Source organism: Mycolicibacterium brisbanense (assembly GCF_001570425.1).
In the GTDB taxonomy this organism is placed as follows: Bacteria; Actinomycetota; Actinomycetes; order Mycobacteriales; family Mycobacteriaceae; genus Mycobacterium; species Mycobacterium brisbanense.
The window spans coordinates 72,203-92,169 of sequence record NZ_BCSX01000004.1 but is presented as its reverse complement, the minus strand read 5'-3'; the positions used below and the strand labels follow the sequence as shown (position 1 = coordinate 92,169).

Sequence of the window (19,967 nt, the reverse complement as noted above, 5' to 3'; positions counted from 1 at the left end):
TCTCATCGTTGCGACGGCAACTTGGTGTCGGATTGGTCGGACCTGTGCGTAGCCTGTGAGGGCTGAACACCGGGAAGACGGACGGTGAACGCCGTCGCACCTGGGGTGCTGCGCACACTGATGGTGCCGCCATGGGCTTTGACGACAGCGGCCACGATCGCCAATCCGAGCCCGGTGCTGCCCTCGCGGCGCGACCGCGACGAGTCCCCGCGAGCGAACCGTTCGAACACCTCGGGCTGCAGCGATTCGGGTATGCCGGGCCCGTCGTCCGCGACGGTCAAAGCGACCGAGCCGTCGTGATCGGGTTCCAGGGTCACGGTGACGGAGGTTCCCGGTGGGGTGTGGGTACGCGCGTTGGCCAGCAGATTGGCCAGCACCTGATGCAGCCGGGCCTCGTCGCCGTCGACGACCACCGGGTCATCGGGCAACTCAAGCGACCACTGATGCTGCGGCCCGGCGACGTGCGCGTCGCTGACGGTGTCGACCACCAGCCGCGAAAGGTCGACCGACTCACGCTCCAGCGGACGACCGGCGTCCAGGCGCGCCAGCAGCAGCATGTCCTCGACCAGCTGGGTCATGCGTGCGGTCTCGGATTCCACGCGGTTCATCGCGTGCGCGACGTCGACGGGCAGATCGTCGCGTTTGCGCTGCGCCAGCTCGGTGTAGCCCCTGATGGCAGCCAGCGGCGTCCGTAGTTCATGGCTGGCGTCGGCGACGAATTGACGCACCCGGGTCTCACTGGCGTGCCGCGCGGAAAGGGCGTTGGCGATGCGGTCCAGCATGCGGTTAAGCGACGTGCCCAGCTGCCCGACCTCGGTGTGCGCGCTGGCCGGGTCGACCTTCACGATCGGGGTGGGCAGCCGCACCTCACCGCGATCCAGTTCGAGGTCGGCCACCGCTCGAGCGGCAGCGGAAACCCTTGAGAGCGGGGCTAATTGGCGGCGGATGATGAGGATGCCGCCGAGCGTGGCGGCGATCAGCGCGACGACGGCCAGCACCGCGAACATGCCGAGCACCCACAGCAGCGTGTCGTCCACCACTGAGGTCGGCAGCCCGGTCACGATGGTCTGCGGGCCGCCGTGCCGAGGATGCAGGCCGATCACCCGGTACCGGCCGAGCCCGTCGACGTCGATGGTCCTCGGGGTGTGGTCGGGGGGCACCTGGGCCAGCTGATCGGCGGCGGCGGCACTGACGAACACCCGGTCACCGTCGGAGGTGATCACACCCGCGTCGACCGGCCGCCCGGGGGCGACGACAGCTCCCACCGTGCGCGCGGCCTGCCCGGGCGCGTTGAGAAACCCTGGGCCCGGGCCGCGTTCGGGGTCGAACAGTATGTGGTGGCGTCCCGGCGGCGGGTTCATGGGCCGCCCATCCGGGCCCAGCGGGGGCGGGAACATCAGTGGGGGCGGCGGCAATTCGAAGATTGCGGCCGACCGGCGTCCGGCCTCCATGACCTGGTCGTCGAGTTGGTTCATCAGGAACCGTTGCAGCGCAAACTCGGTCGCGACACCGATGCTGACGCACACCACGGCCAGCAAGGCCACCTGGGTCAGCACCAGCCGCCGGCGCAACGACCACGTGCGTGGCTGCCACCACCTGGTTCCGGCCACCTCAGCGCGGGGGCCGGAGGACATAACCCGCGCCACGCAATGTGTGGATCATCGGTTCGCGGCCACTGTCGATCTTCTTGCGCAGATACGACACATACAGCTCGACGATGTTGGAGCGGCCACCGAAGTCGTAGCTCCACACCCGGTCGAGGATCTGCGCCTTGCTCAGCACGCGCTTGGCGTTGCGCATCATGAAGCGCAGCAGTTCGAATTCGGTCGCGGTCAGCGTGATGGGCTCGCCCGCACGGGTCACCTCGTGACTGTCCTCGTCGAGAACCAAGTCGCCGACGATGATCTTGGCGCCGCCGTCCTCACTGGTCACGCCGGTGCGCCTAAGCAGGGCCCGCAATCGCAGCACGACCTCTTCGAGGCTGAAGGGTTTGGTGACGTAGTCGTCGCCGCCCGCGGTCAGACCGGCGATGCGGTCCTCCACCGAGTCCTTCGCGGTGAGCAGCAGCAGCGGCAGTCCCGGAATCTGTTCCCGGAGCTTCTGCAACACCTCCAACCCGCTCATGTCGGGCAGCATCACGTCGAGTACCACGACGTCAGGCGGGTTTTCCCGGGCTGCGGCGATGGCGGTGGCGCCGTCACCGGCGGTGGCGATATCCCAGCCCTCGTAGCGCAAGGCCATCGACACCAGTTCGGCCAGCACCGGTTCGTCGTCGACGACGAGCACCTGGATCGGGTTGCCGTCGGCGCGGCGCATCACGGCACGGGCGGGTTCGTTGTCGTTGACGGCTGCAGGCACACGCCCATTATTCGCCGACGCGATGGGGCCGCCCTATGCGTTGTCTATGCCCGAGCTGTGAAACTTGCGCTCATCTGCCGCTGACTCCACTCACAGCCGACGCACAGACGATGCCTGCACGGTGGGTGCCATGAGTGTGAGGCGGACGGTTGCCGCGATCGGCGTCGCCGCGGCGATAGCCGGACTCGGCGGCGCCGCGGTGTACGCCGCGACGGATTCCCCGGGCATGGGTGAGGCCGGCCCGGCCGGTCACCACGGCGACGGTCCCCCGCCCTGGGCGCAGCCCGGGCGCGACAATCGCGACAATGCCGACGCCGCAACGGTTCACAGCGAGTCGGTCCGCCGCGACGGCCATGGTGGCTACACCACAGAACTCACCCAGGTGGGGATGATCACGGCGCTGACCGCCGATTCAGTGACGGTCGTGAGCACTGACGGGTTCAGCCAGACCTATGCGTTGCCCGCAACGCTCAAACCCACGTGGGCGGTCAACGACCGCGTGTCGGTCCGGGCCACGCGCTCCGGCCCGACAGCCACCGTGACCAGCATCGGGCAAGCTGCATCCGCCGGTCAGTGAGTGGTCGCGAAGCCTGCCGGCGGGTTGTAGCCCTTGATGCCGGGCACAGCCATCGACGTGGCCGGAGCGGTCGGCGGGGTGGTCTCGGTGACCGTCGCCCCGAGGTTCATGGTGCTGGTCGCCACGGCGGACGACTGCTCGTGGCCGAGCAGGCCCAGGGCACCGAGGGCGACAACCGCGGCACCCCCGGCCATCGCAGCGATGAATTTCACGTTCTGAGGTTTCCCGATGGTCATGACATCGCCCCTTGATTGATCTCATTCAGTCAGCGTTGGCGAAATCGCCAGGTAGCCCCCAGTGAACCCGCCACAACTTTGAAGACGCTGAGCCCGCGCTGGAAATTCCCAACCAGGCGGTTAGTGGCGCGCCGGATCCTCAGCTTCGGGACGGTTGCGCCTCGCCTCTTCTACTGTGTGTGCCATGCAGCAGGGACCAACCGGATGACGCGCTTCCTGGCGCGCCGGCTGCTCAACTACATCGTGCTGCTGGCGCTGGCGTCGTTTTTGACGTTCACCTTGACCTCGTACACCTTCGAGCCCCTCGACAGCCTGCTGCAACGCAATCCGCGCCCGCCGCAGTCCACGATCGACGCCAAGGCTGCCGAACTCGGCCTCGACAAGCCCATCCCGATCCGGTACGCGCACTGGGCCGCAGGTGCTGTGCGAGGCGACTTCGGCACAACGGTGACCGGCCAGCCGGTGTCCGATGAACTGTGGCGCCGCATCGGGGTCAGCCTGCGGCTGCTGGTCATCGGATCGGTGCTGGGCACCGTGATCGGCGTCGTCGTCGGCGCGTGGGGCGCGATCCGGCAATACCGGCTCTCCGACCGCGTCATCACGCTGCTGTCGCTGCTGGTGATCAGCACGCCGACCTTCGTCATCGCCAACCTGCTGATCCTGGCCGCACTCGACGTGAATTCCGTTCTGGGAGTGCGGCTTTTCGAATACACCGGGGAGACCTCGCCCGACGCCGTCGGGGGCGGCTGGAACCAGTTCGCCGACCGGTTGCAGCATCTCGCACTGCCGACCTTCACACTGGCCCTGTCGGCCATCGCCGGTTACAGCCGCTACCAACGCAACGCCATGCTCGACGTGCTCGGCCAGGACTTCATCCGCACCGCGCGGGCCAAGGGGCTGACGCGGCGCCAGGCCCTGTTCAAACACGGCCTGCGCACCGCGCTCATCCCGATGGCGACGCTGTTCGCCTACGGCGTCGCGGGACTGGTCACCGGAGCGGTGTTCGTGGAGAAGATCTTTGGTTGGCACGGCATGGGCGAGTGGGTGGTTCAGGGCATCGCCACCCAGGACACCAACATCATCGCCGCCATCACGGTGTTCACGGGCTCTGTCGTGCTGCTGGCCGGTCTGCTGTCGGACGTGATCTACGCGGCGCTGGATCCGAGAGTGCGGGTGACGTGACCGATACCACAGCCACCGCAGCACGTTCGGGTCTGCACACCGAGGAGTTCGCCACCCGGCGCACGCTCGTCTTCCGCCGATTCATGCGCAACAAGCCCGCGGTCGCGGCGCTCGTCGTGCTCGCGGTGATGTTCGTCGGCTGCTACGCCCTGCCCCCGCTGCTGCCGTACAACTACACCGACCTGGACTACTACGCGCTGCAGACACCGCCGTCGACCACCCACTGGTTCGGCACCAACGCACTGGGCCAGGACCTGCTGGCCCAAACCCTGCGCGGCATGCAGAAATCCATGTTGATCGGCGTGTGCGTGGCGCTCATCTCGACGGTCATCGCCGCAACAGTCGGGTCCGTCGCCGGCTATTTCGGCGGCTGGCGCGACCGGACGCTGATGTGGGTGGTCGATGTCCTGCTGGTGGTGCCCAGCTTCATCCTGATCGCCATCGTGACCCCGCGATTGGGCCAGTCCGACCGCGTCTTCTGGCTGATCATATTGTTCTCGCTGTTCAGCTGGATGATCAGTTCGCGCATCGTGCGCGGCATGACGATGACGCTGCGGGAACGTGAATTCGTCGTCGCCGCACGGTATATGGGTGTGCGCAGCTGGCGGATCATCGTGCGCCACATCGTGCCCAACGTGGCGTCCCTGCTGATCATCGACGCCGCGCTCAATGTCGGCGTCGCGATCCTGGCCGAAACAGGGTTGAGCTTCCTGGGTTTCGGTATCCAGCCGCCTGACGTGTCGCTGGGAACGCTGATCGCCGACGGCACCAAATCGGCGACGACGTTCCCGTGGGTTTTCCTGTTCCCCGCCGGGGTCCTGGTGCTGATCATCCTGTGCGCCAACCTCGCCGGTGACGGCCTACGCGATGCACTCGACCCGGGCAGCGGTCAGCTGCGGCGACGGAAGAAGCGCCGATGAGTCTGCTCGAGGTCACCGATCTGACGGTGACGTTCCCGACCGACGCCGACCCGGTGGCCGCCGTGCGCGGTGTGAGCTTCCACGTCGACGCCGGTGAGGTGGTGGCCCTGGTCGGCGAATCCGGCGCCGGGAAATCGGCAAGCGCCATGTCGGTGGTCGGCCTGCTGCCCGAGTTCGCCGAGGTCTCCGGATCGGTGCGACTGCGCGGCGAGGAGCTACTCGGGCGCTCCGACGCGCAGATGTCGAAGATCCGCGGCAACACCATCGGCACCGTCTTCCAAGACCCGATGTCGGCGCTGACCCCGGTCTACACGGTCGGCGACCAGATCGCCGAAGCACTCGAGGTGCACAACCGCGAGCTGGGGCGGCGGGCCGCACGAGCGCGGGCCGTCGAGTTGCTGGAGCTGGTCGGCATCGCACAGCCGGAGCGACGGGCCCGCGCGTTCCCCCATGAACTGTCGGGTGGCGAACGCCAGCGCGTGGTCATCGCCATCGCCATCGCCAACGATCCCGATCTGTTGATCTGCGACGAGCCGACGACCGCGTTGGACGTCACCGTGCAGGCCCAGATTCTCGACGTGCTCAAGACCGCGCGGGACGTCACCGGGGCGGGCGTGCTGATCATCACCCACGATCTGGGAGTGGTCGCCGAGTTCGCCGACCGGGCGCTGGTGATGTACGCCGGGCGCGCGGTCGAGCACGCGACCGTCGGCGAGCTGTACCGCGACGCGCGGATGCCTTACACGGTCGGTCTGCTCGGCTCGGTACCACGGCTGGACGCTGCCCAGGGCACGCGGCTGGTGCCCATCCCCGGTTCACCGCCGTCGTTGACCGTGACGCCGCAGGGCTGCCCGTTCGCACCGCGGTGTCCGCTTGCAATCGACGAATGCCGCGCTGCCGAGCCGGAACTGGTCACGGTGTCCGCAAACCACCTGGCTGCGTGCATTCGCACCGCCGACGTGCATGGCCGCAGCGCCGCGGACATCTACCACGTGCCGACGGCCCGCCCCGAGGCTCCGTCAGACGACGCACCGGTGGTGCTGCGGGTGCAGGACCTGGCCAAGACGTACAAGCTCACCAAGGGCGTGGTGTTCCGCCGCCAGGTCGGCGAGGTCCGCGCGGTGGACAACGTCAGCTTCGAGCTGCGGCAGGGCCGCACCTTGGGCATCGTCGGTGAATCAGGTTCCGGTAAGTCGACCACGCTGCACCAGATCCTGAACCTCGCTGCGCCGCAATCGGGTTCGATCGAGGTGCTGGGCACCGACGTGGCGGCGCTGGACCGCCACACCCGCCGCGCCGTGCGCACCGACCTGCAGGTGGTCTTCCAGGATCCGGTGGCCTCCCTCGATCCTCGCCTCCCGGTTTTCGACGTGTTGGCCGAACCGTTGTCCGCCAACGGTTTCGACAAGCAGCGCACCGACGAACGCGTGGCCCAGCTGCTGGAGGTCGTCGGCCTGCGGCGTGCCGACGCCAGCCGCTACCCGGCGGAATTCTCGGGCGGGCAGAAGCAACGCATCGGCATCGCCCGAGCGCTGGCACTGCAGCCCAAGATCCTGGCGCTCGACGAACCCGTGTCGGCACTCGACGTGTCGATCCAGGCGGGCATCATCAATTTGCTGCTCGATTTGCAGGACGAATTCGGCCTGTCCTACCTGTTCGTTTCCCACGACCTGTCAGTGGTCAAACACCTTGCGCACGACGTCGCCGTGATGTACAAGGGCGCGATCGTCGAACAGGGTTCCTGCGACACGGTTTTCGCCAGCCCGTCACACGAGTACACCCAGCGGCTGCTCTCCGCGGTGCCACAGCCCCAGCCGCGCTGAGCGGGTCATTCCCCCGAGCGCACGTTGCTGCATCTAGCATCGGCGGGGTGAACGGGAAGAACCTGCGTCGCCTCGCCATCGCCACCTTCGCCACCGCCCTCACGCTCACCGCGTGCTCAGGGGGTGATCGCCAGGTCCCCTCGGCCGGCGGCAACGCGGAGGTCGGAACCACCAGCGACGTCAACCCGCAGGATGTGGCCAACCTCAAGCAGGGCGGCAATCTGCGGTTGGCGCTCACCGAGTTCCCGTCGAACTTCAATCCGCTGCACCTGGACGGCAACACCGGCGATGTCGGCTCGCTGTCCAAGCCGACGCTGCCCCGGGCCTTCACCATCGCCGCCGACGGCACCACGACGGTCAACACCGACTACTTCACCAGCGTCGAACTCACCTCCAAGAACCCGCAGGTGGTCACCTACACGATCAACCCGAAGGCGGTGTGGTCCGATGGCACCCCGATCACCTGGGAAGACATCAAGTCCCAGATCGATGCCACCAACGGAAAGAACCCGGCGTTCGTGATCGCCGCGCCCAACGGCAGTGAGCGCGTCGCCTCGGTCACCCGCGGGGTCGACGACCGTCAGGCCGTGATGACGTTCGCCGAGCCGTATGCGGACTGGCAGGGCATGTTCGCAGGCAACGGCCGGTTGCTGCCCAAGAGCATGACCGAGAACCCCGAGGTCTTCAACAAGGGCCAGCTCAACGGTCCCGGGCCGTCGGCGGGCCCGTTCATCGTGTCCAACCTCGACCGCGGTGCGCAGCGAATCACCTTGACGCGCAACCCCAAGTGGTGGGGCACCCCGCCGCTGCTGGACAGCATGACGTATTCGGTGCTCGACGACGCCGCGCGCATCCCGGCGCTGCAGAACAACACCATCGACGCCACCGGAACCGCGTCGCTCGACGAGCTGACCATCGCGCGCAACACCCCGGGGATCTCGATCCGCCGCGCGCCCAGCCCCAGCTGGTATCACCTGACGTTCAACGGCGCGCCGGGGGCCATCCTGGCCGACAAGGCGCTGCGGCAGGCAGTGGCCAAGGGCATCGACCGTCAGGCCATCGCCAACATCACGCAACGCGGGCTCACCGACAATCCGGTGCCGCTGAACAACCACATCTACGTCGCCGGCCAGAAGGGCTACCAGGACAACAGCGCCGATGTGGCGTTCGACCCCGAGAAGGCCAAGAGCGAACTCGACGCCCTGGGGTGGAAGCTCAACGGGCAGTTCCGGGAGAAGGACGGCAAGCAGCTGGTGATCCGCGACGTGCTCTACGACGCGGGCAGCACCCGTCAGGTCGCACAGATCGCCCAGAACACTCTGGCCCAGATCGGCGTGAAGCTCGTCATCGACACCAAGCCCGGCACGGGATTCTTCACCAACTTCATCAGCAAGGGCGATTTCGACATCGCGCAGTTCGCCTTCCTCGGCGACGCGTTCCCGTTGGGATCGCTGACCCAGATCTACACGCAGAACGGCGCGAGCAACTTCGGCAAGATCGGCAGCCCCGAGATCGACGCCAAGATCGAGGAGACGCTGCGGGAATTGGATCCCGACAAGGCGCGGACGCTCGCCAACGAGCTCGACAAGATGCTGTTCGCCGAGGTGTTCAGCCTGCCGCTGTTCCAGTCGCCCGGAAACGTCGCGGTGCGCAGCAATCTGGCCAACTTCGGCGCGTTCGGACTGGCCGACCCGGACTACACCAAGATCGGCTTCATGAAGTAGGAGCGCGGTCCGGCAGCACCGACTCGCACGCGGCCGCAACCGCGATCGCCGACATGGCCAGCCGCAGCCCGGGCCGTACCGGCAACGCGTCCAGCTCCGGGGCGGTCGCCGAAAGTTGTTCCGCCGCACCGTTGCGGACGGCGTCGATCACCGCCAGCGCGGCGCGTTCGCGGCTGTCGAGCACGCTGTGTCCGGCGGTCGGCATCGATACCAGGACGGCGTCGGGCACCAGCGTGGCGATACGCTCGGCGATCGCCGGCGGCGTGGTGAGATCGCGGCCCCCGGAGATGATGACGGTGGGCCAATCGAACTTCTGCATCTCGGCGACCAGGTCATAGGGCTCGGCATCGAACGGCTCGTAGCGCCCCGGGTTGCCACCCAGGTGGGGGTCCAGCGCCGGATCCAGTGGCAGGCCGTCGGGCACACCCGCGTAGTTCAATTCGCGAAAAGCGATCCGGCCGACGAGATCTGATTCGTTGCGGTACGGGACTTTTCGGGTCGCCATCCGGCCCAGCCGGCTCAGCGCCGACCACACCAAGGTGTGCCCACCCATCAGCAGGTCGAGTTGGCGGTCCAGCAGGGCCGCACCACCGTAGCCGTACAGGGTTCCGGCGACCTGACCGCCCGCGGAGCCCAACACTCCGGCCTCGATCAGCGTGCGAGCCTTGGGTGCCAGTGCCGACGCCTGCGGATCCGAGCCGTCCCACAGCAGGCCGCGGATGGCGGTGCGCATGGCGTCGATGTCGCCGGTGGACAACAGCGGCGAATCGAGGACCATCGCCTCGACGCGCTCGGGATGGCGCACACCGACCCCCGAGGCGAGATAGGTGCCGTACGAGGTGCCGTAGAACGTCGCGGTGGACACCCCGGCGTCGTCGAGCACCGCGACGAGGTCGTCGACGGCCTGGTCGATGGTGATGGCATCGGGCGGCAGGTCCGCACCGGAGTCGGTGTGCCGCGACATCCCGACGCCGCGATGCTCGACCATGATGACGTCGACACCCGCGGCTGCGGCGTGGCGCCGCAACCCGCGGTAGGACTGCACCGACGCGACACCCGGCCCGCCCGGGATGATCACGACGGGATGTGCGGACTTCCGGCCGGACCGCACGTAATAGAGGTTGAAGTGCTCATCGCTGCCCGGGGTCACCGGCCGCCGGACCGCACGGACGCCGGGTTGCGCGGCGAGCTTGTCGTGCCTGCGCCGGCGCTTCGCGTTCATCGTCATCGCGGTCCATTGTGCCGCGTTCGGTTCCCGCTGATCCAAAGCCGTGCCTGCGGCGGCGGGGCGTCGGTACAAACGGTGCCATGACGACCCTTGAGAATTCGACGCGTGTCCTTCCCGGAACGCCCGCGTGGACCGAACTACTGGCCAAGGTTGCCGCAGGCGCCAAGGACCGCGACCTCAACGATGAAAACCCGTTCGATCAGGTGGCCGCGCTCAAACGTGCCGGCTTCGGCACGCTGCGCCTACCCGAGTCGCTCGGCGGCTCGGGATTGACCGTGCCCCAACTGTTCTCGGCAGTGATCGACGTGGCACAAGCCGATCCGATTGTGGCGCACATCTTCCGGACGCATTTCTGGTTCACCGAGGAGCGGTTGCGCACTGCCGACGACCCCGCCTCGCAGCGCTGGCTCGCGAAGGTGGCCGACGGCAAGATTTTCGGAAATGCGTTCAGCGAGAAGGGTTCCCTCGCCGTGGGCAGCCTGGTGTTCAACACCCGGCTGCTGCCCGGCCAAGACGGCGGTTACCTGCTCACCGGTGAGAAGTACTACAGCACCGGCACCCTGTTCTCCGATTACCTCACCGTCACCGCCACCACCGATCACGACTCGGTGGCCAACGTGGTGATCCCGGCCGACCGCGACGGGGTCCGCATCGTCGACGACTGGGACGGTTTCGGCCAGCGGCGCACCGGTACCGGCACCACGAGCTTCGACGATGTCGCCGTCGCCGCCGACGAGGTGCTCTCCGACACCCCGTACGACGCCGAACCGGTTCCGACCGTGCAGTACGCGTCGCTGCAGCTGTTCATCCACGCGGTGGTGGCCGGGATCCTGGCCAATGTCGTCGACGACGGCGTGGCGCTACTGCGGTCGCGCGAGCGCAACTTCAGCCACGCGTTGACCGAACGGCCGACGGAGGATCCGCTGCTGCAGCGCCAACTCGGCGTGCTGGCCAGCACCGCGTACGTGGCGCGGGCGGCGGTGCTGGACGCCGCGGCGGCGATCGCTGCGGCGACGGACTCCGCGGTCGACGGGGTGCCCGATGCGCGACTGGCCGAGGAAGCCCAGCTCAAGGTCGCGAAGGTCAAAGTTCACCTCGACGATGTGGCGCCCGAGGCTGCCACCCGGCTGCTGGAACTCGGCGGCGCGTCCGCGGCCAGCCGGCAACGCAACCTCGATCGGCATTGGCGCAACATCCGCACCATCACGCTGCACAACCCGGTCGTGTACAAGGCCCGCGTGATCGGTCAGAACCTGTTGCACGGCACGCCGGTTCCGGCCAACGCCTACTTCTGAGCCGACAGGACTGCCCGCGCGGGCGGCTTGTCGTCTAGCCCAACGCGCGGGCGTCCAACCCCAGTTCCTGTTCTGTTGTGCGCAAAAGCATTTCGGTGACGATCGGGTAGTTCACCAACGACGTCCCCGCCAGCGCCGTACGTACGGCGCTTTGGCCGAACGTGCCGTCGATCATGGCCAGGATGCGCATCGCCGCCGCGGCGCAATCGTCGGTGACGAATTCCCCAGCGGCCACTCCGCGGGTGAGCACGTCGGTCAGGTTCGCGATATCGGTCTCCATCTGACGGATGACCTCCTGCTGCAACGCCGGTCGGCGTCGGCATTCGCGCCAGGCATCTAGCCACAGCAGTGCCACGGAGTCGTGGTCGGCAGCGAGCGTGTCCTGCAAGAACATCCGCAGCTCGGTTGTGGGGCCGTCCGACTCGGCAGCCACCTTGGCCTTCAGCGTCTCGCGGCGGCGTTCGTTCACGGCCGCGAATGCGGCCGCGACGAGCTCGTCGACCGAGCGAAAGTAGTGATTGACCAGACCCGGGTAGACACCCACGGCCTCGGCCACGCGTTTGGCGGTCACCTGAGCCAATCCGTCGTCCTGGGCGATCCGCCCGGCGGCTGCGGCAATCTCACCCCGTCGCTTCTCCGGAGATTTGCGGCGCGGACGTGACGCAGCCGCCGTGGAACTCATGGCCTGACGTTAACACCGCGAATCCGGTGACAACGCACCCACGACCCCTTATTGTTCTTCACACCAATAATTATTGGTGTTGACACCAACAAGGAGGTTGCGAGGATGGCGGGCGATACGGACGAACGGGAGGTGGTCACCGACGAATTCGGCAGGGTGGAGACCCGCGGCATCGATTTCATCCCGGCTCAAGAACGCCACGGCAAGCCCCGTGACCTGTTCAAAGTGTGGGCCGCCTCCAACATCAACTACCTCTACATCGTTCTGGGCGGTCTGCTGACGGTGTCGGGCCTCAACATCTGGCAGGCCACGCTGGTCGTGGTGGTGGGCAACCTGTTCTGGTTCGCAATCGGCGTGATGGCCACCAGCGGCCCGGTCGCAGGCGCACCGAGCAGCGTCATCATGCGAGCGATGTACGGGATCACGGGCAACAGGCTGAACCTCGGGATCTTCCAGTGGCCGGTATTCATCGCGTACGAAGCCATCAACCTGTGTGTCGGCGCATTGGCCGGATATGCGGTCGTCGAAGCTGCCGGGGTGTCTCTGCCGGTACCGGTCCGGGTGGCCATTGTCGTGGTGATCGCCGCAGCCACACTGGTGATCAGCGTCTACGGCCACGCGACCATCATGCGCATGAGCGGCGTGTTCACGGTGATGCTCGCCGCGGTGATGATCGTGTTGGGCATATTCGTCGTGGCCCACGCCGATTGGGCTTACCACCCCGACACAACCCTCAGCTCGGGCTCGCTGTGGGCGACGATGGCCGCCGGAACCGCGATCATCGCCGCAGCGCCACTGTCGTGGGGGGTAAGTCCGGATTACGCCCGGTACCTGCCCACCGAGACCTCGGCGCGGGCGGTCGCGATCTGGACGGCGCTGGGCGGATTCATCCCCTCCGTCGCGCTGGGAGTGCTTGGCATACTGGCCGGAACAGTCATCGACATGGCCGATGCGCAAGGCAATCTCGCCAAGATCGTGCCGGCGTGGTTCTACCCGGTGTTCCTGCTGGTGATCGTCGTCGGTTCGATGGCCAACAACGTGCTGACCATGTATTCGTCCGGGCTGTACCTGCAAGCCGTGGGTATCGCGTTACGCCGTTCGATCACTGTGCTGTTCGACGGTCTGCTCGGAACAGCGCTCGCCTGCTACGCCTTGTTCGTCTCCGATTTCACCAGCGCGCTCAGCGGCATTCTCGAATCGAGCATTCTGCTGGTGGGTCCGTCGGTTGCCATCTATGTCACCGATCAGTGGTTGCGGCACAACCGTTATGACGGCGTCGCGCTCAACGATGTCAGCGCACACAGCGTCGCCTGGTACACCCGCGGGTTCAATATCGCAGGCATCGCAGCGTTTCTCGCGGGCGCGGCCGCGGCAGCCTTGTTCGTGCAGAACAGCGAATTCGCCGGGCCCCTCGCCGGCGCACTGGGTGGCGCTGACCTGTCCTGGCTGGTCGGCCCGCTGGTCTCCGCATGCGTCTACATCGCCGTCACGAGGCTCTGCTACCCCGCCCTGCCCACCGGGCAGGACCTGACAACACGCAAGACCTTCGTCCAGTGAGCCGGCAACTTCCCTTGGCCCGCTCGTGGTTTCGCACCCGTGCGGTGAGTCCGACGCTCGACCGAATCGATGAACCGCACGTTCACGACCTGCTCCGCGCCAACATCTGGCACGTGCGCGGACGAGATCGCGATCTCGTCGTCGACACCGGTCTCGGCGTGGCGTCGCTCCGTGCTCACCTACCGGAGTTGTTCGCACGGGATCCCGTCGTGGTGTTGACCCACGCCCACCTCGACCATATGGGTGGTGCCCACGAATTCGATTGCTGCTGGGCATATCCCGGCGAACCGTTTCACACACCTCCGCCGGGCAGTCTGTATCCGGAGCCCTTGGCGGACGAACTGGGAATCAGTGCCGCGGAATTCGGCATCGACGGTCCGATACTGCTGGATGCCCTACCGCGCTCGGACTACGCGCCCGGCGACTACCGCCTGCAGCCGGCACCGAAGATCGGATGGCTCAATGAAGGTATGCGGATCGACCTCGGTGACCGTAGCTTCACGGCGCTGCACCTGCCCGGCCATACACCGGCCAGTGTCGGTCTGTTCGACGAAGTACACGGCACGCTGTTCTCGGGTGACGTCGTCTACGACGACATCCTCATCGACAACTGCGTCGGCTCGCACATCCCTGACTACCGCATCACCATGAACCGGCTGAGCGAACTCGACGTCAGCGTCGTGCACCCCGGCCACGGGGACAGTTTCGACCGAAACCGGTTGTGCGACATCGCCAACGACTACCTGCGGCGCACGTGAGCAGGCTCACAACTCGATGTGGTGGGCGGCGCCCACGCCCGCGTAGCGCTGCGGGCTGCAGGTCAGCACGATCACCTGGCCGTCTCCGCCCACCGCATCGAACACCGCGCCCATCTTCACCAGCCGCTCGGCGTCGGTGAACCCGAGCGCATCGTCGATGATGACCGGCACGTTGTCCTCCTTGGCCACCAGCGCCGCACCCGCCAGCCGCGTCACGATGGCCAACTGCTCCTTGGCACCCCCCGACAGCGACTCGTAGGGCACCGTGCGGCCGGACACCGTGCGGGTGCAGATCCGCAGCTCGCTGTCGACGTCGACGTCGAAGTCCTCGCCGAACACCAGCCGGCCGAGGCGCTGCACTTCGAGCCGGAACGGGTCGGCGTAGCGCTGCCGCGTGGCATCGCGGTGCCGGCTCATCACCGAGCGCAGCATCTCGGCCGCCCGGGCCCGGCGATGCACCTGCCGGTATTGCGCTGCGGCATGCTCGCGTTCGGTTTCGGCAGCATCGAGATGTCCCTTGCGGCCCTCGGTGCCGTACACCTTCAGTTGCGCCGCGACCTCACGCAGACCGTCCACCGCCGCATCGTGGCGCGCGGCGAGCTCTTCGGCCGCGCGTACTGCCGCAGCCAGTTCGGCGTTCACGAGATCCGGTGTGTTGCCCTCAAGTTCGCTGCGTAGAGCCGTCACTTGAGCGGCGGCCGACGCGGCGCGGTCACCGTCGGCCTGCGCCGCCACGGCCAGCTCGTCGTCCCCGACGGTGGCGCGCTGCGCGGCGAGACGGCCGGTATCCACGGTCAATTCGGCCTGAGCCGCGGCGAGCTTCTCGCGCAGCACCGTGACGCCGGTGGTTGCCTGCGAGAGCTTCCGCGCGGCCGCGTTGGCCACCTTGCGATGGGTTTCCGCATCGATGACCGCCTGCCGGTGAGCCGCGACTGCCGCGTCGAGTTCCGTTCTGGCCGTGGCGATGTCAGCGGGACCCTCGAGGTCGAAGAGCGCCGCTTCGGCCGGCTGGTCGGCGCTCAGGCTCGCCAGGCGCGTCCGCAACGCCGGCACCAGGTCGTCGCCGGTCAAGGCATCCACCGTGGCCCGCGCCCGGTCCCTGGCCCCGATGAGCTCGCGGCGGCGTTCGTCGAGCGCCCGCGCGGCGGCGACGTCGGCGACCCCGGCGGCCGCCAGCGCGGAGGCCAGCACACCTTGTGCCGCGGTGAGCTTGGCCCTGGTCTCGGCGGCGGGTGTGCCCGGCACCACCGTCACGGTGAGCACACCCGGCACCTCGACATCGGTCTGTGCGGTGGTGCGCACCGACCACTGCGCGCGGGCGTCGAGCACCACGTCGGCGCCGCCGACCCGGACCGCGACATCGGTGGCCGCGACGAGTTCGATACGCGCCGAGGCGAGTTCATCCTGCCCGGCCGCACGTTCGACGGCGACCGCCGCGGTTTCGATGGCCCGCATCGCCGTCTCGTCGAGGGTGATCGTGGCGAGTTCCCGGCTGATCCGGTCGCATTCGCGTTGCGCGGCGTCTATCCGGCCCAGCCGAGTGGCCAGCCGCTCGACCTCCTCGCGCGCGGCGAGACGATCGACCGTCGCACGCGCAGCGTCGACCCGGTCTACCCGGTCGCGCACCGCTGCCTGGGCCAGTTCGGCGGCGTCCTCGGCGGCCTCATGGACCTCGTGCGCCGTCTCGGCGTCTGCCGCGGCAGCCGTGACAGCAGCGGTGAGCTCGGTGATGGCCGCGGTGCGCTCGTCGATGTCGGCGCGCAACCGGCGGCGCTCGGTGAGTGCCGCTGTCGAGGCGGCATGTGTGGCCAGGGCGGCCGCAGCCACCACCTCCGCCTCCTTGAGCTGCGCGGTCAGGGCCGCGACGGCCTCGGCCGCGGTTCGGGCGGCGGTCAGCCGTACCGTGGCCCGGGTCCGCTCCTCGGCCAGACGGCTCACCTCCGCGGTCAGCTCGGTATGCCGGTGCACCGCGTCGTCGACCTCGGCCACCGCGGCCGCGCGGTGGGCCACCTCCTGGTCGGCCTCGGCCAGCCGCTTGATCACCGCGGCCCATTCACCGGTGGGGCGGCCCGTGCCGGTGAAGTACCGCGCGTACTCGGCATCGATGCGCTCGACGAGCAGCGGCTCCTCACCGGAGAGCGAAACAGCTTGGCCCGCAGCGACATCCAGTGCCCGCGCCAGGGCGTCCGAACCGGAAAGGTCCACCGGTGCGGTGGGGGCCGACTGCAGTACCCGCTGAGCCTGCCACAGCTTGGTGTCCACGGTGTCGTTGAGCATGGCCAGTACGCGTTCGTGGGCCTCATCGCCGCTGAGCTGTTCGCGTCGGGGCGCCAGCACCGTCAGTTCGGTCTCGGCACGCTTGTGGAACCGCTTGCGGTACACGAATCGGTATGGGCCGGTGGAGATTTCCGCCGTCACCTCGGCGCCGACGTCGGCATGGGTGGGCTTGACCTGCTTGACGTCCTTCTTGGTCGAGCGGTCCTTGGCCTCGATCAGCAAGTCCAGCGCTTCGATCATCGACGACTTGCCGATCTCGTTGGCGCCACTGACCACTACCACACCGTGATCGGGAAATTCGATCTCGCGGTGGGTGATTCCGCGGTAATTCGTCAGGACGAGCCTGTGCAGTTTCACGCCACTCCCTTTGCTCTACGCGCAAGCGGCTCATCGGAAGCCCTGGTGTCGACGAGCCGAAGCAAAAGACCCAGCGCGGCCCGCGCGTCCTCGGCGCCATCGGCGTCGGACCGCGCGGTGGCGACCAGCTCGTCGACCGCTGCCGCGGCGAAGCCGCCGATACCCAGATCGTCGAACTCGCCGTCGGCAGGCAGCACCGCGATGTCGGTGTGCCGCTCCCACACGGTCAGTGCCGCGAACAACCGGGCGTACTTGTCCAGGCACGCGTCGAGAGCCGCCTTTGCGGTCACCGTGAGCGAGCCGGTCAATGCCAGCCGCACGACGGTACGCTCCTTGTCGCCCAACTGATCCAGGTTGATGTCGAGATCGGCTACCTCGCGATCGCTGTCGACGTCACGGCGCAGCGTGACGAAGCGCCAACGGCCCACCCGTTCAGAGCCGACCCGAACCGGCCGCTGCGGGTCCTCCTCGTCGATGTCGACGAGAAGCACATGGCCGGAATCGGATTCGATGTCGTCGTAGTTCGTGACCTCCGGTGCGCCCGAGTACCACACGCGCCCCGTCGATCCCACCTCCGTGCGGGAGTGCTTGTCCCCCAAGGCCACATAGTGCACAGCCCCGCGCGTCACCGCCGCCTCGACGGTTGCGAGCCGGATCAGCGACGGCTTGTCCTTGTCGGGGTCGAGCACATCGACACCGCCATGGCCGACCACAATGCGGGTCACGCCATCGGCGGGCAGATCGGCGAGCACATCACCGGTGAGGTCGGTGGTCGGCGCCTTGGACCGCCACGGCGCTGCGACGATCTGCAGGCCGGGCCGCACGTCATGCACCCCGGCGCGGTCCAGGACAACGACGTTCTCGGGCCGCTCGGCGAGAAACAGCGCGCTGGTGTACACCGACGCGGCGTCGAGGGGATCGTGATTGCCCGGCAGCAGGTACACCGGAACGCCGATGGCACGCATGGCCTCCAGCGACTGGCTGATCTCGCGGGGGGCCAACTGGTTGTGCTCGAACACGTCGCCGGCCACCACCACGAACTCGGCCCCGGTGCGGGCCGCCAGCGCACCCAACCCGGCCACCGCGTCCCGGCGAGCGGCCGAATACCGTGGCTGCGCCTCACCGTTGAGAAAATGGCGGGTCATGCCGAGCTGCCAGTCGGCGGTGTGCAGAAAGCGCATCGCAGCCCGTCCTTCCTGATCCGTTCGCGTCGTTCGTCGTCGAGCAAGGCGAGTGTAGGTCGGGGCGCCGACAAGTCCGGGGACGTCGATCGGCATGGCCCTTCGCCGGATCCCCGATAACCTCATGCGATGAGCACCCGCACCAACACCCTGCTGCTGTTGCGCCATGCGAAATCGGACTACCCCGACGGTGTGGCCGATCATGAGCGCCCGCTGGCGGCCCGTGGCATCCGGGAGGCCGCCCTGGCCGGCGACTGGATCCGCGCCAACGTGCCGCCGATCGACGCCGTGCTGTGCTCGACGGCGACGCGTACCCGTCAGACCCTGGCGCGCACCGGGATCGACGCGCCGGTGCGCTACCTGGACCGCATCTACGACGCCACAGCGGGCGCCGTGATCGACGTGATCAACGGCGTGGAATCACAATTCGGCACCGACGTGTCGACGGTCCTGCTGATCGGCCACGAACCGGCCATGTCGGCGACCGCACTCGGACTGTCCGACGGCAGCAATACCACGTTGACACAGGAGATTTCGCTGAAGTTCCCCACGTCGGCCATCGCGGTGCTGCAAACCGGCAGCAGCTGGGACGCGCTGAGCCTCGGCGGCGCCCAGCTGGTCGACTTCCACGTACCGCGCTGAGCCTGCGGCTCAGGAGTTGGTGTTGAGCGTGAGCTCCATCAACTTGACCGCCATGGAGCAGGCGTCGATGCCCGGCGCCTGCGGGTTCACCCACCACCCGACCACACCGGCGGCGTCACTGGCCACACCGCACGCGCCGTTGGGGCTGTTGGGCTTCATGATGATCGAGTCGACCCCGTTGATGCGGCGGGATTCGATCCCGTACTGCAGCTGCTGAGCGACCTTGCGTTCGTTGTCCAGGCTGCCCTGCTCGTACCAGAAGCGGGTGATGTCGATCAGGCCCGCCGGGTTGGCCGCCTGCCAGCGGCACACCGCACCGACGAAGGTGCTCTGGATGTCCAGCGGGTCGGCCCCGACGGTCTTGGCCAGGATGTCCTGGGTCAGGACGTCGCACTCCTTGAGCAGATTGGGGTACTGCTTCTCGGACTTGTTGTTGCTGGGCCCGCCGCTGGAGCCCTCCTTGGCCGCGACGCCCTCGACCGTGCGGGTGCAGCCGGTGAGACCGGCGAACACTGCCAACGCGGCCACCATCACGGCAAGTCCCTTACGACCCCTGTGCACGCTCATTTGGAGTTCACAATCGACTGGCGGGCGAGCTCCTTGGCCACGCCGCACGGTTCGGGAAACGGCTTCTGATCGAAACTGACCGACCATTCGATGAAGTCGTCGTTGAACTGGATACCGACCTCACACAGGTTGGACGTGTTCTGCAGCGGGTCCTGGCCGATGGCCACGAAACCGCCGTGCCCTTCGATGTTGATGTCTTCCACGCTGGTGCGCGAGAGTTCCTCGGTCTTGCGTTCCCGCCCGATCGGGCTCCCACGGAACCACGTGAACGAGAAGTGCGGACCGAGGATGCTGCCGCCCTGCAGCCACTGGCATCCCGACGAGTTGGCCGCGGTGTTCACCAAGCCCTGCACCTGGGTGAGTTCGGCGACGGTCTGGTCGCTGACCCCGCCGCACTGCGGGAAGAACGGCCCGTGCTTTGCGGCGGCCGAAGGCGCCGGCGAGGCCGGCTGCGACGCACCGGGCCCTGCCGAATCACCGGCGCCCGAGCACGCGGCGAACACCGGGACTGCCACGGCAGCCAGCACTGCCAACCGAGTGGCCGTGCGGGTCCGTCGTAGGGCAGTCGTGCGTCCAGTCACGCCATGCACTGTAGCTGCACCC

The 19,967-nt window shown here is 67.7% G+C and carries 18 protein-coding genes; 9 read left to right on the top strand and 9 right to left on the bottom strand.

The window, feature by feature from the left end:
* Window positions 1-2 precede the first annotated feature (2 nt).
* Window positions 3-1,634: a sensor histidine kinase gene (locus RMCB_RS01720; protein ID WP_062827379.1), complete on the bottom strand. Its 1,632-nt coding sequence runs from the start codon at window positions 1,632-1,634 to the stop codon at window positions 3-5.
* Complete coding sequence (locus RMCB_RS01715) at window positions 1,612-2,316, bottom strand: response regulator transcription factor (RefSeq protein ID WP_029366780.1); 705 nt, start codon at window positions 2,314-2,316, stop codon at window positions 1,612-1,614. The genes RMCB_RS01720 and RMCB_RS01715 overlap by 23 nt, the downstream gene beginning before the upstream one ends.
* Window positions 2,317-2,488: 172 nt before the next feature.
* Here RMCB_RS01715 and RMCB_RS01710 point away from each other — a divergent pair, with 172 nt between their 5' ends.
* A complete protein-coding gene (locus tag RMCB_RS01710; protein WP_029366779.1) occupies window positions 2,489-2,935 on the top strand; it encodes a hypothetical protein in 447 nt (148 codons plus the stop codon).
* Here the strand turns inward: RMCB_RS01710 and RMCB_RS01705 are convergent.
* On the bottom strand, window positions 2,929-3,171 hold the full coding sequence (locus RMCB_RS01705) for a hypothetical protein (RefSeq protein WP_029366778.1): 243 nt from the start codon (window positions 3,169-3,171) through the stop codon (window positions 2,929-2,931). The two genes, RMCB_RS01710 and RMCB_RS01705, sit on opposite strands and share 7 nt — an antisense overlap.
* A 204-nt stretch (window positions 3,172-3,375) precedes the next feature.
* Here RMCB_RS01705 and RMCB_RS01700 point away from each other — a divergent pair, with 204 nt between their 5' ends.
* Genes RMCB_RS01700 through RMCB_RS01685 form a run of 4 tightly spaced genes read left to right on the top strand, consistent with a single transcriptional unit; the run spans window position 3,376 to window position 8,820 of the window.
* Window positions 3,376-4,353 carry an oligopeptide ABC transporter permease OppB gene (locus RMCB_RS01700; RefSeq protein WP_062827378.1) on the top strand — a complete coding sequence of 326 codons (978 nt, stop codon included), beginning with the start codon at window positions 3,376-3,378 and terminating at the stop codon, window positions 4,351-4,353.
* Window positions 4,350-5,273, top strand: coding sequence for an oligopeptide ABC transporter permease OppC (locus RMCB_RS01695; RefSeq protein WP_062827377.1), 924 nt, complete (start codon window positions 4,350-4,352; stop codon window positions 5,271-5,273). Before RMCB_RS01700 ends, RMCB_RS01695 begins: the two co-directional genes overlap by 4 nt.
* Entirely contained in the window at window positions 5,270-7,096 is a 1,827-nt protein-coding gene (locus tag RMCB_RS01690; protein WP_062827376.1) for an oligopeptide ABC transporter ATP-binding protein OppD, read from the top strand. Before RMCB_RS01695 ends, RMCB_RS01690 begins: the two co-directional genes overlap by 4 nt.
* Before the next feature lie 47 nt (window positions 7,097-7,143).
* A complete protein-coding gene (locus tag RMCB_RS01685; protein WP_062827375.1) occupies window positions 7,144-8,820 on the top strand; it encodes an oligopeptide ABC transporter substrate-binding protein OppA in 1,677 nt (558 codons plus the stop codon).
* Here the strand turns inward: RMCB_RS01685 and RMCB_RS01680 are convergent.
* A complete protein-coding gene (locus RMCB_RS01680; protein WP_062827374.1) occupies window positions 8,810-10,048 on the bottom strand; it encodes an alpha/beta fold hydrolase in 1,239 nt (412 codons plus the stop codon). The genes RMCB_RS01685 and RMCB_RS01680 overlap by 11 nt on opposite strands.
* A gap of 80 nt (window positions 10,049-10,128) precedes the next feature.
* Between RMCB_RS01680 and RMCB_RS01675 the strand changes: the two genes are divergently transcribed.
* Window positions 10,129-11,343 carry an acyl-CoA dehydrogenase family protein gene (locus RMCB_RS01675; protein ID WP_062827373.1) on the top strand — a complete coding sequence of 405 codons (1,215 nt, stop codon included), beginning with the start codon at window positions 10,129-10,131 and terminating at the stop codon, window positions 11,341-11,343.
* 34 nt (window positions 11,344-11,377) lie between these two features.
* Here the strand turns inward: RMCB_RS01675 and RMCB_RS01670 are convergent, their stop codons facing one another.
* Complete coding sequence (locus RMCB_RS01670; RefSeq protein WP_029366697.1) at window positions 11,378-12,025, bottom strand: TetR/AcrR family transcriptional regulator; 648 nt, start codon at window positions 12,023-12,025, stop codon at window positions 11,378-11,380.
* A gap of 105 nt (window positions 12,026-12,130) precedes the next feature.
* On the opposite strand from RMCB_RS01670, the gene RMCB_RS01665 reads away from it, so the two are divergent.
* Both RMCB_RS01665 and RMCB_RS01660 read left to right on the top strand, forming a co-directional pair.
* A complete protein-coding gene (locus RMCB_RS01665) occupies window positions 12,131-13,582 on the top strand; it encodes a purine-cytosine permease family protein (protein ID WP_063979562.1) in 1,452 nt (483 codons plus the stop codon).
* Window positions 13,579-14,340: an MBL fold metallo-hydrolase gene (locus RMCB_RS01660; RefSeq protein WP_063979561.1), complete on the top strand. Its 762-nt coding sequence runs from the start codon at window positions 13,579-13,581 to the stop codon at window positions 14,338-14,340. The genes RMCB_RS01665 and RMCB_RS01660 overlap by 4 nt, the downstream gene beginning before the upstream one ends.
* A gap of 6 nt (window positions 14,341-14,346) precedes the next feature.
* Here RMCB_RS01660 and RMCB_RS01655 read toward each other — a convergent pair whose 3' ends face one another.
* Both RMCB_RS01655 and RMCB_RS01650 read right to left on the bottom strand, forming a co-directional pair.
* On the bottom strand, window positions 14,347-16,974 hold the full coding sequence (locus tag RMCB_RS01655; protein ID WP_062827372.1) for an AAA family ATPase: 2,628 nt from the start codon (window positions 16,972-16,974) through the stop codon (window positions 14,347-14,349).
* On the bottom strand, window positions 16,971-18,155 hold the full coding sequence (locus RMCB_RS01650) for a metallophosphoesterase family protein (protein WP_062827371.1): 1,185 nt from the start codon (window positions 18,153-18,155) through the stop codon (window positions 16,971-16,973). The genes RMCB_RS01655 and RMCB_RS01650 overlap by 4 nt, the downstream gene beginning before the upstream one ends.
* A gap of 129 nt (window positions 18,156-18,284) precedes the next feature.
* On the opposite strand from RMCB_RS01650, the gene RMCB_RS01645 reads away from it, so the two are divergent.
* Entirely contained in the window at window positions 18,285-18,797 is a 513-nt protein-coding gene (locus tag RMCB_RS01645; RefSeq protein WP_062827370.1) for a SixA phosphatase family protein, read from the top strand.
* Window positions 18,798-18,806: 9 nt separating this feature from the next.
* Here the strand turns inward: RMCB_RS01645 and RMCB_RS01640 are convergent, their stop codons facing one another.
* On the bottom strand, window positions 18,807-19,364 hold the full coding sequence (locus RMCB_RS01640) for a DUF3558 domain-containing protein (protein ID WP_062827369.1): 558 nt from the start codon (window positions 19,362-19,364) through the stop codon (window positions 18,807-18,809).
* Window positions 19,361-19,954: a DUF3558 domain-containing protein gene (locus RMCB_RS01635; RefSeq protein ID WP_072278388.1), complete on the bottom strand. Its 594-nt coding sequence runs from the start codon at window positions 19,952-19,954 to the stop codon at window positions 19,361-19,363. Before RMCB_RS01635 ends, RMCB_RS01640 begins: the two co-directional genes overlap by 4 nt.
* Window positions 19,955-19,967 lie beyond the last annotated feature (13 nt).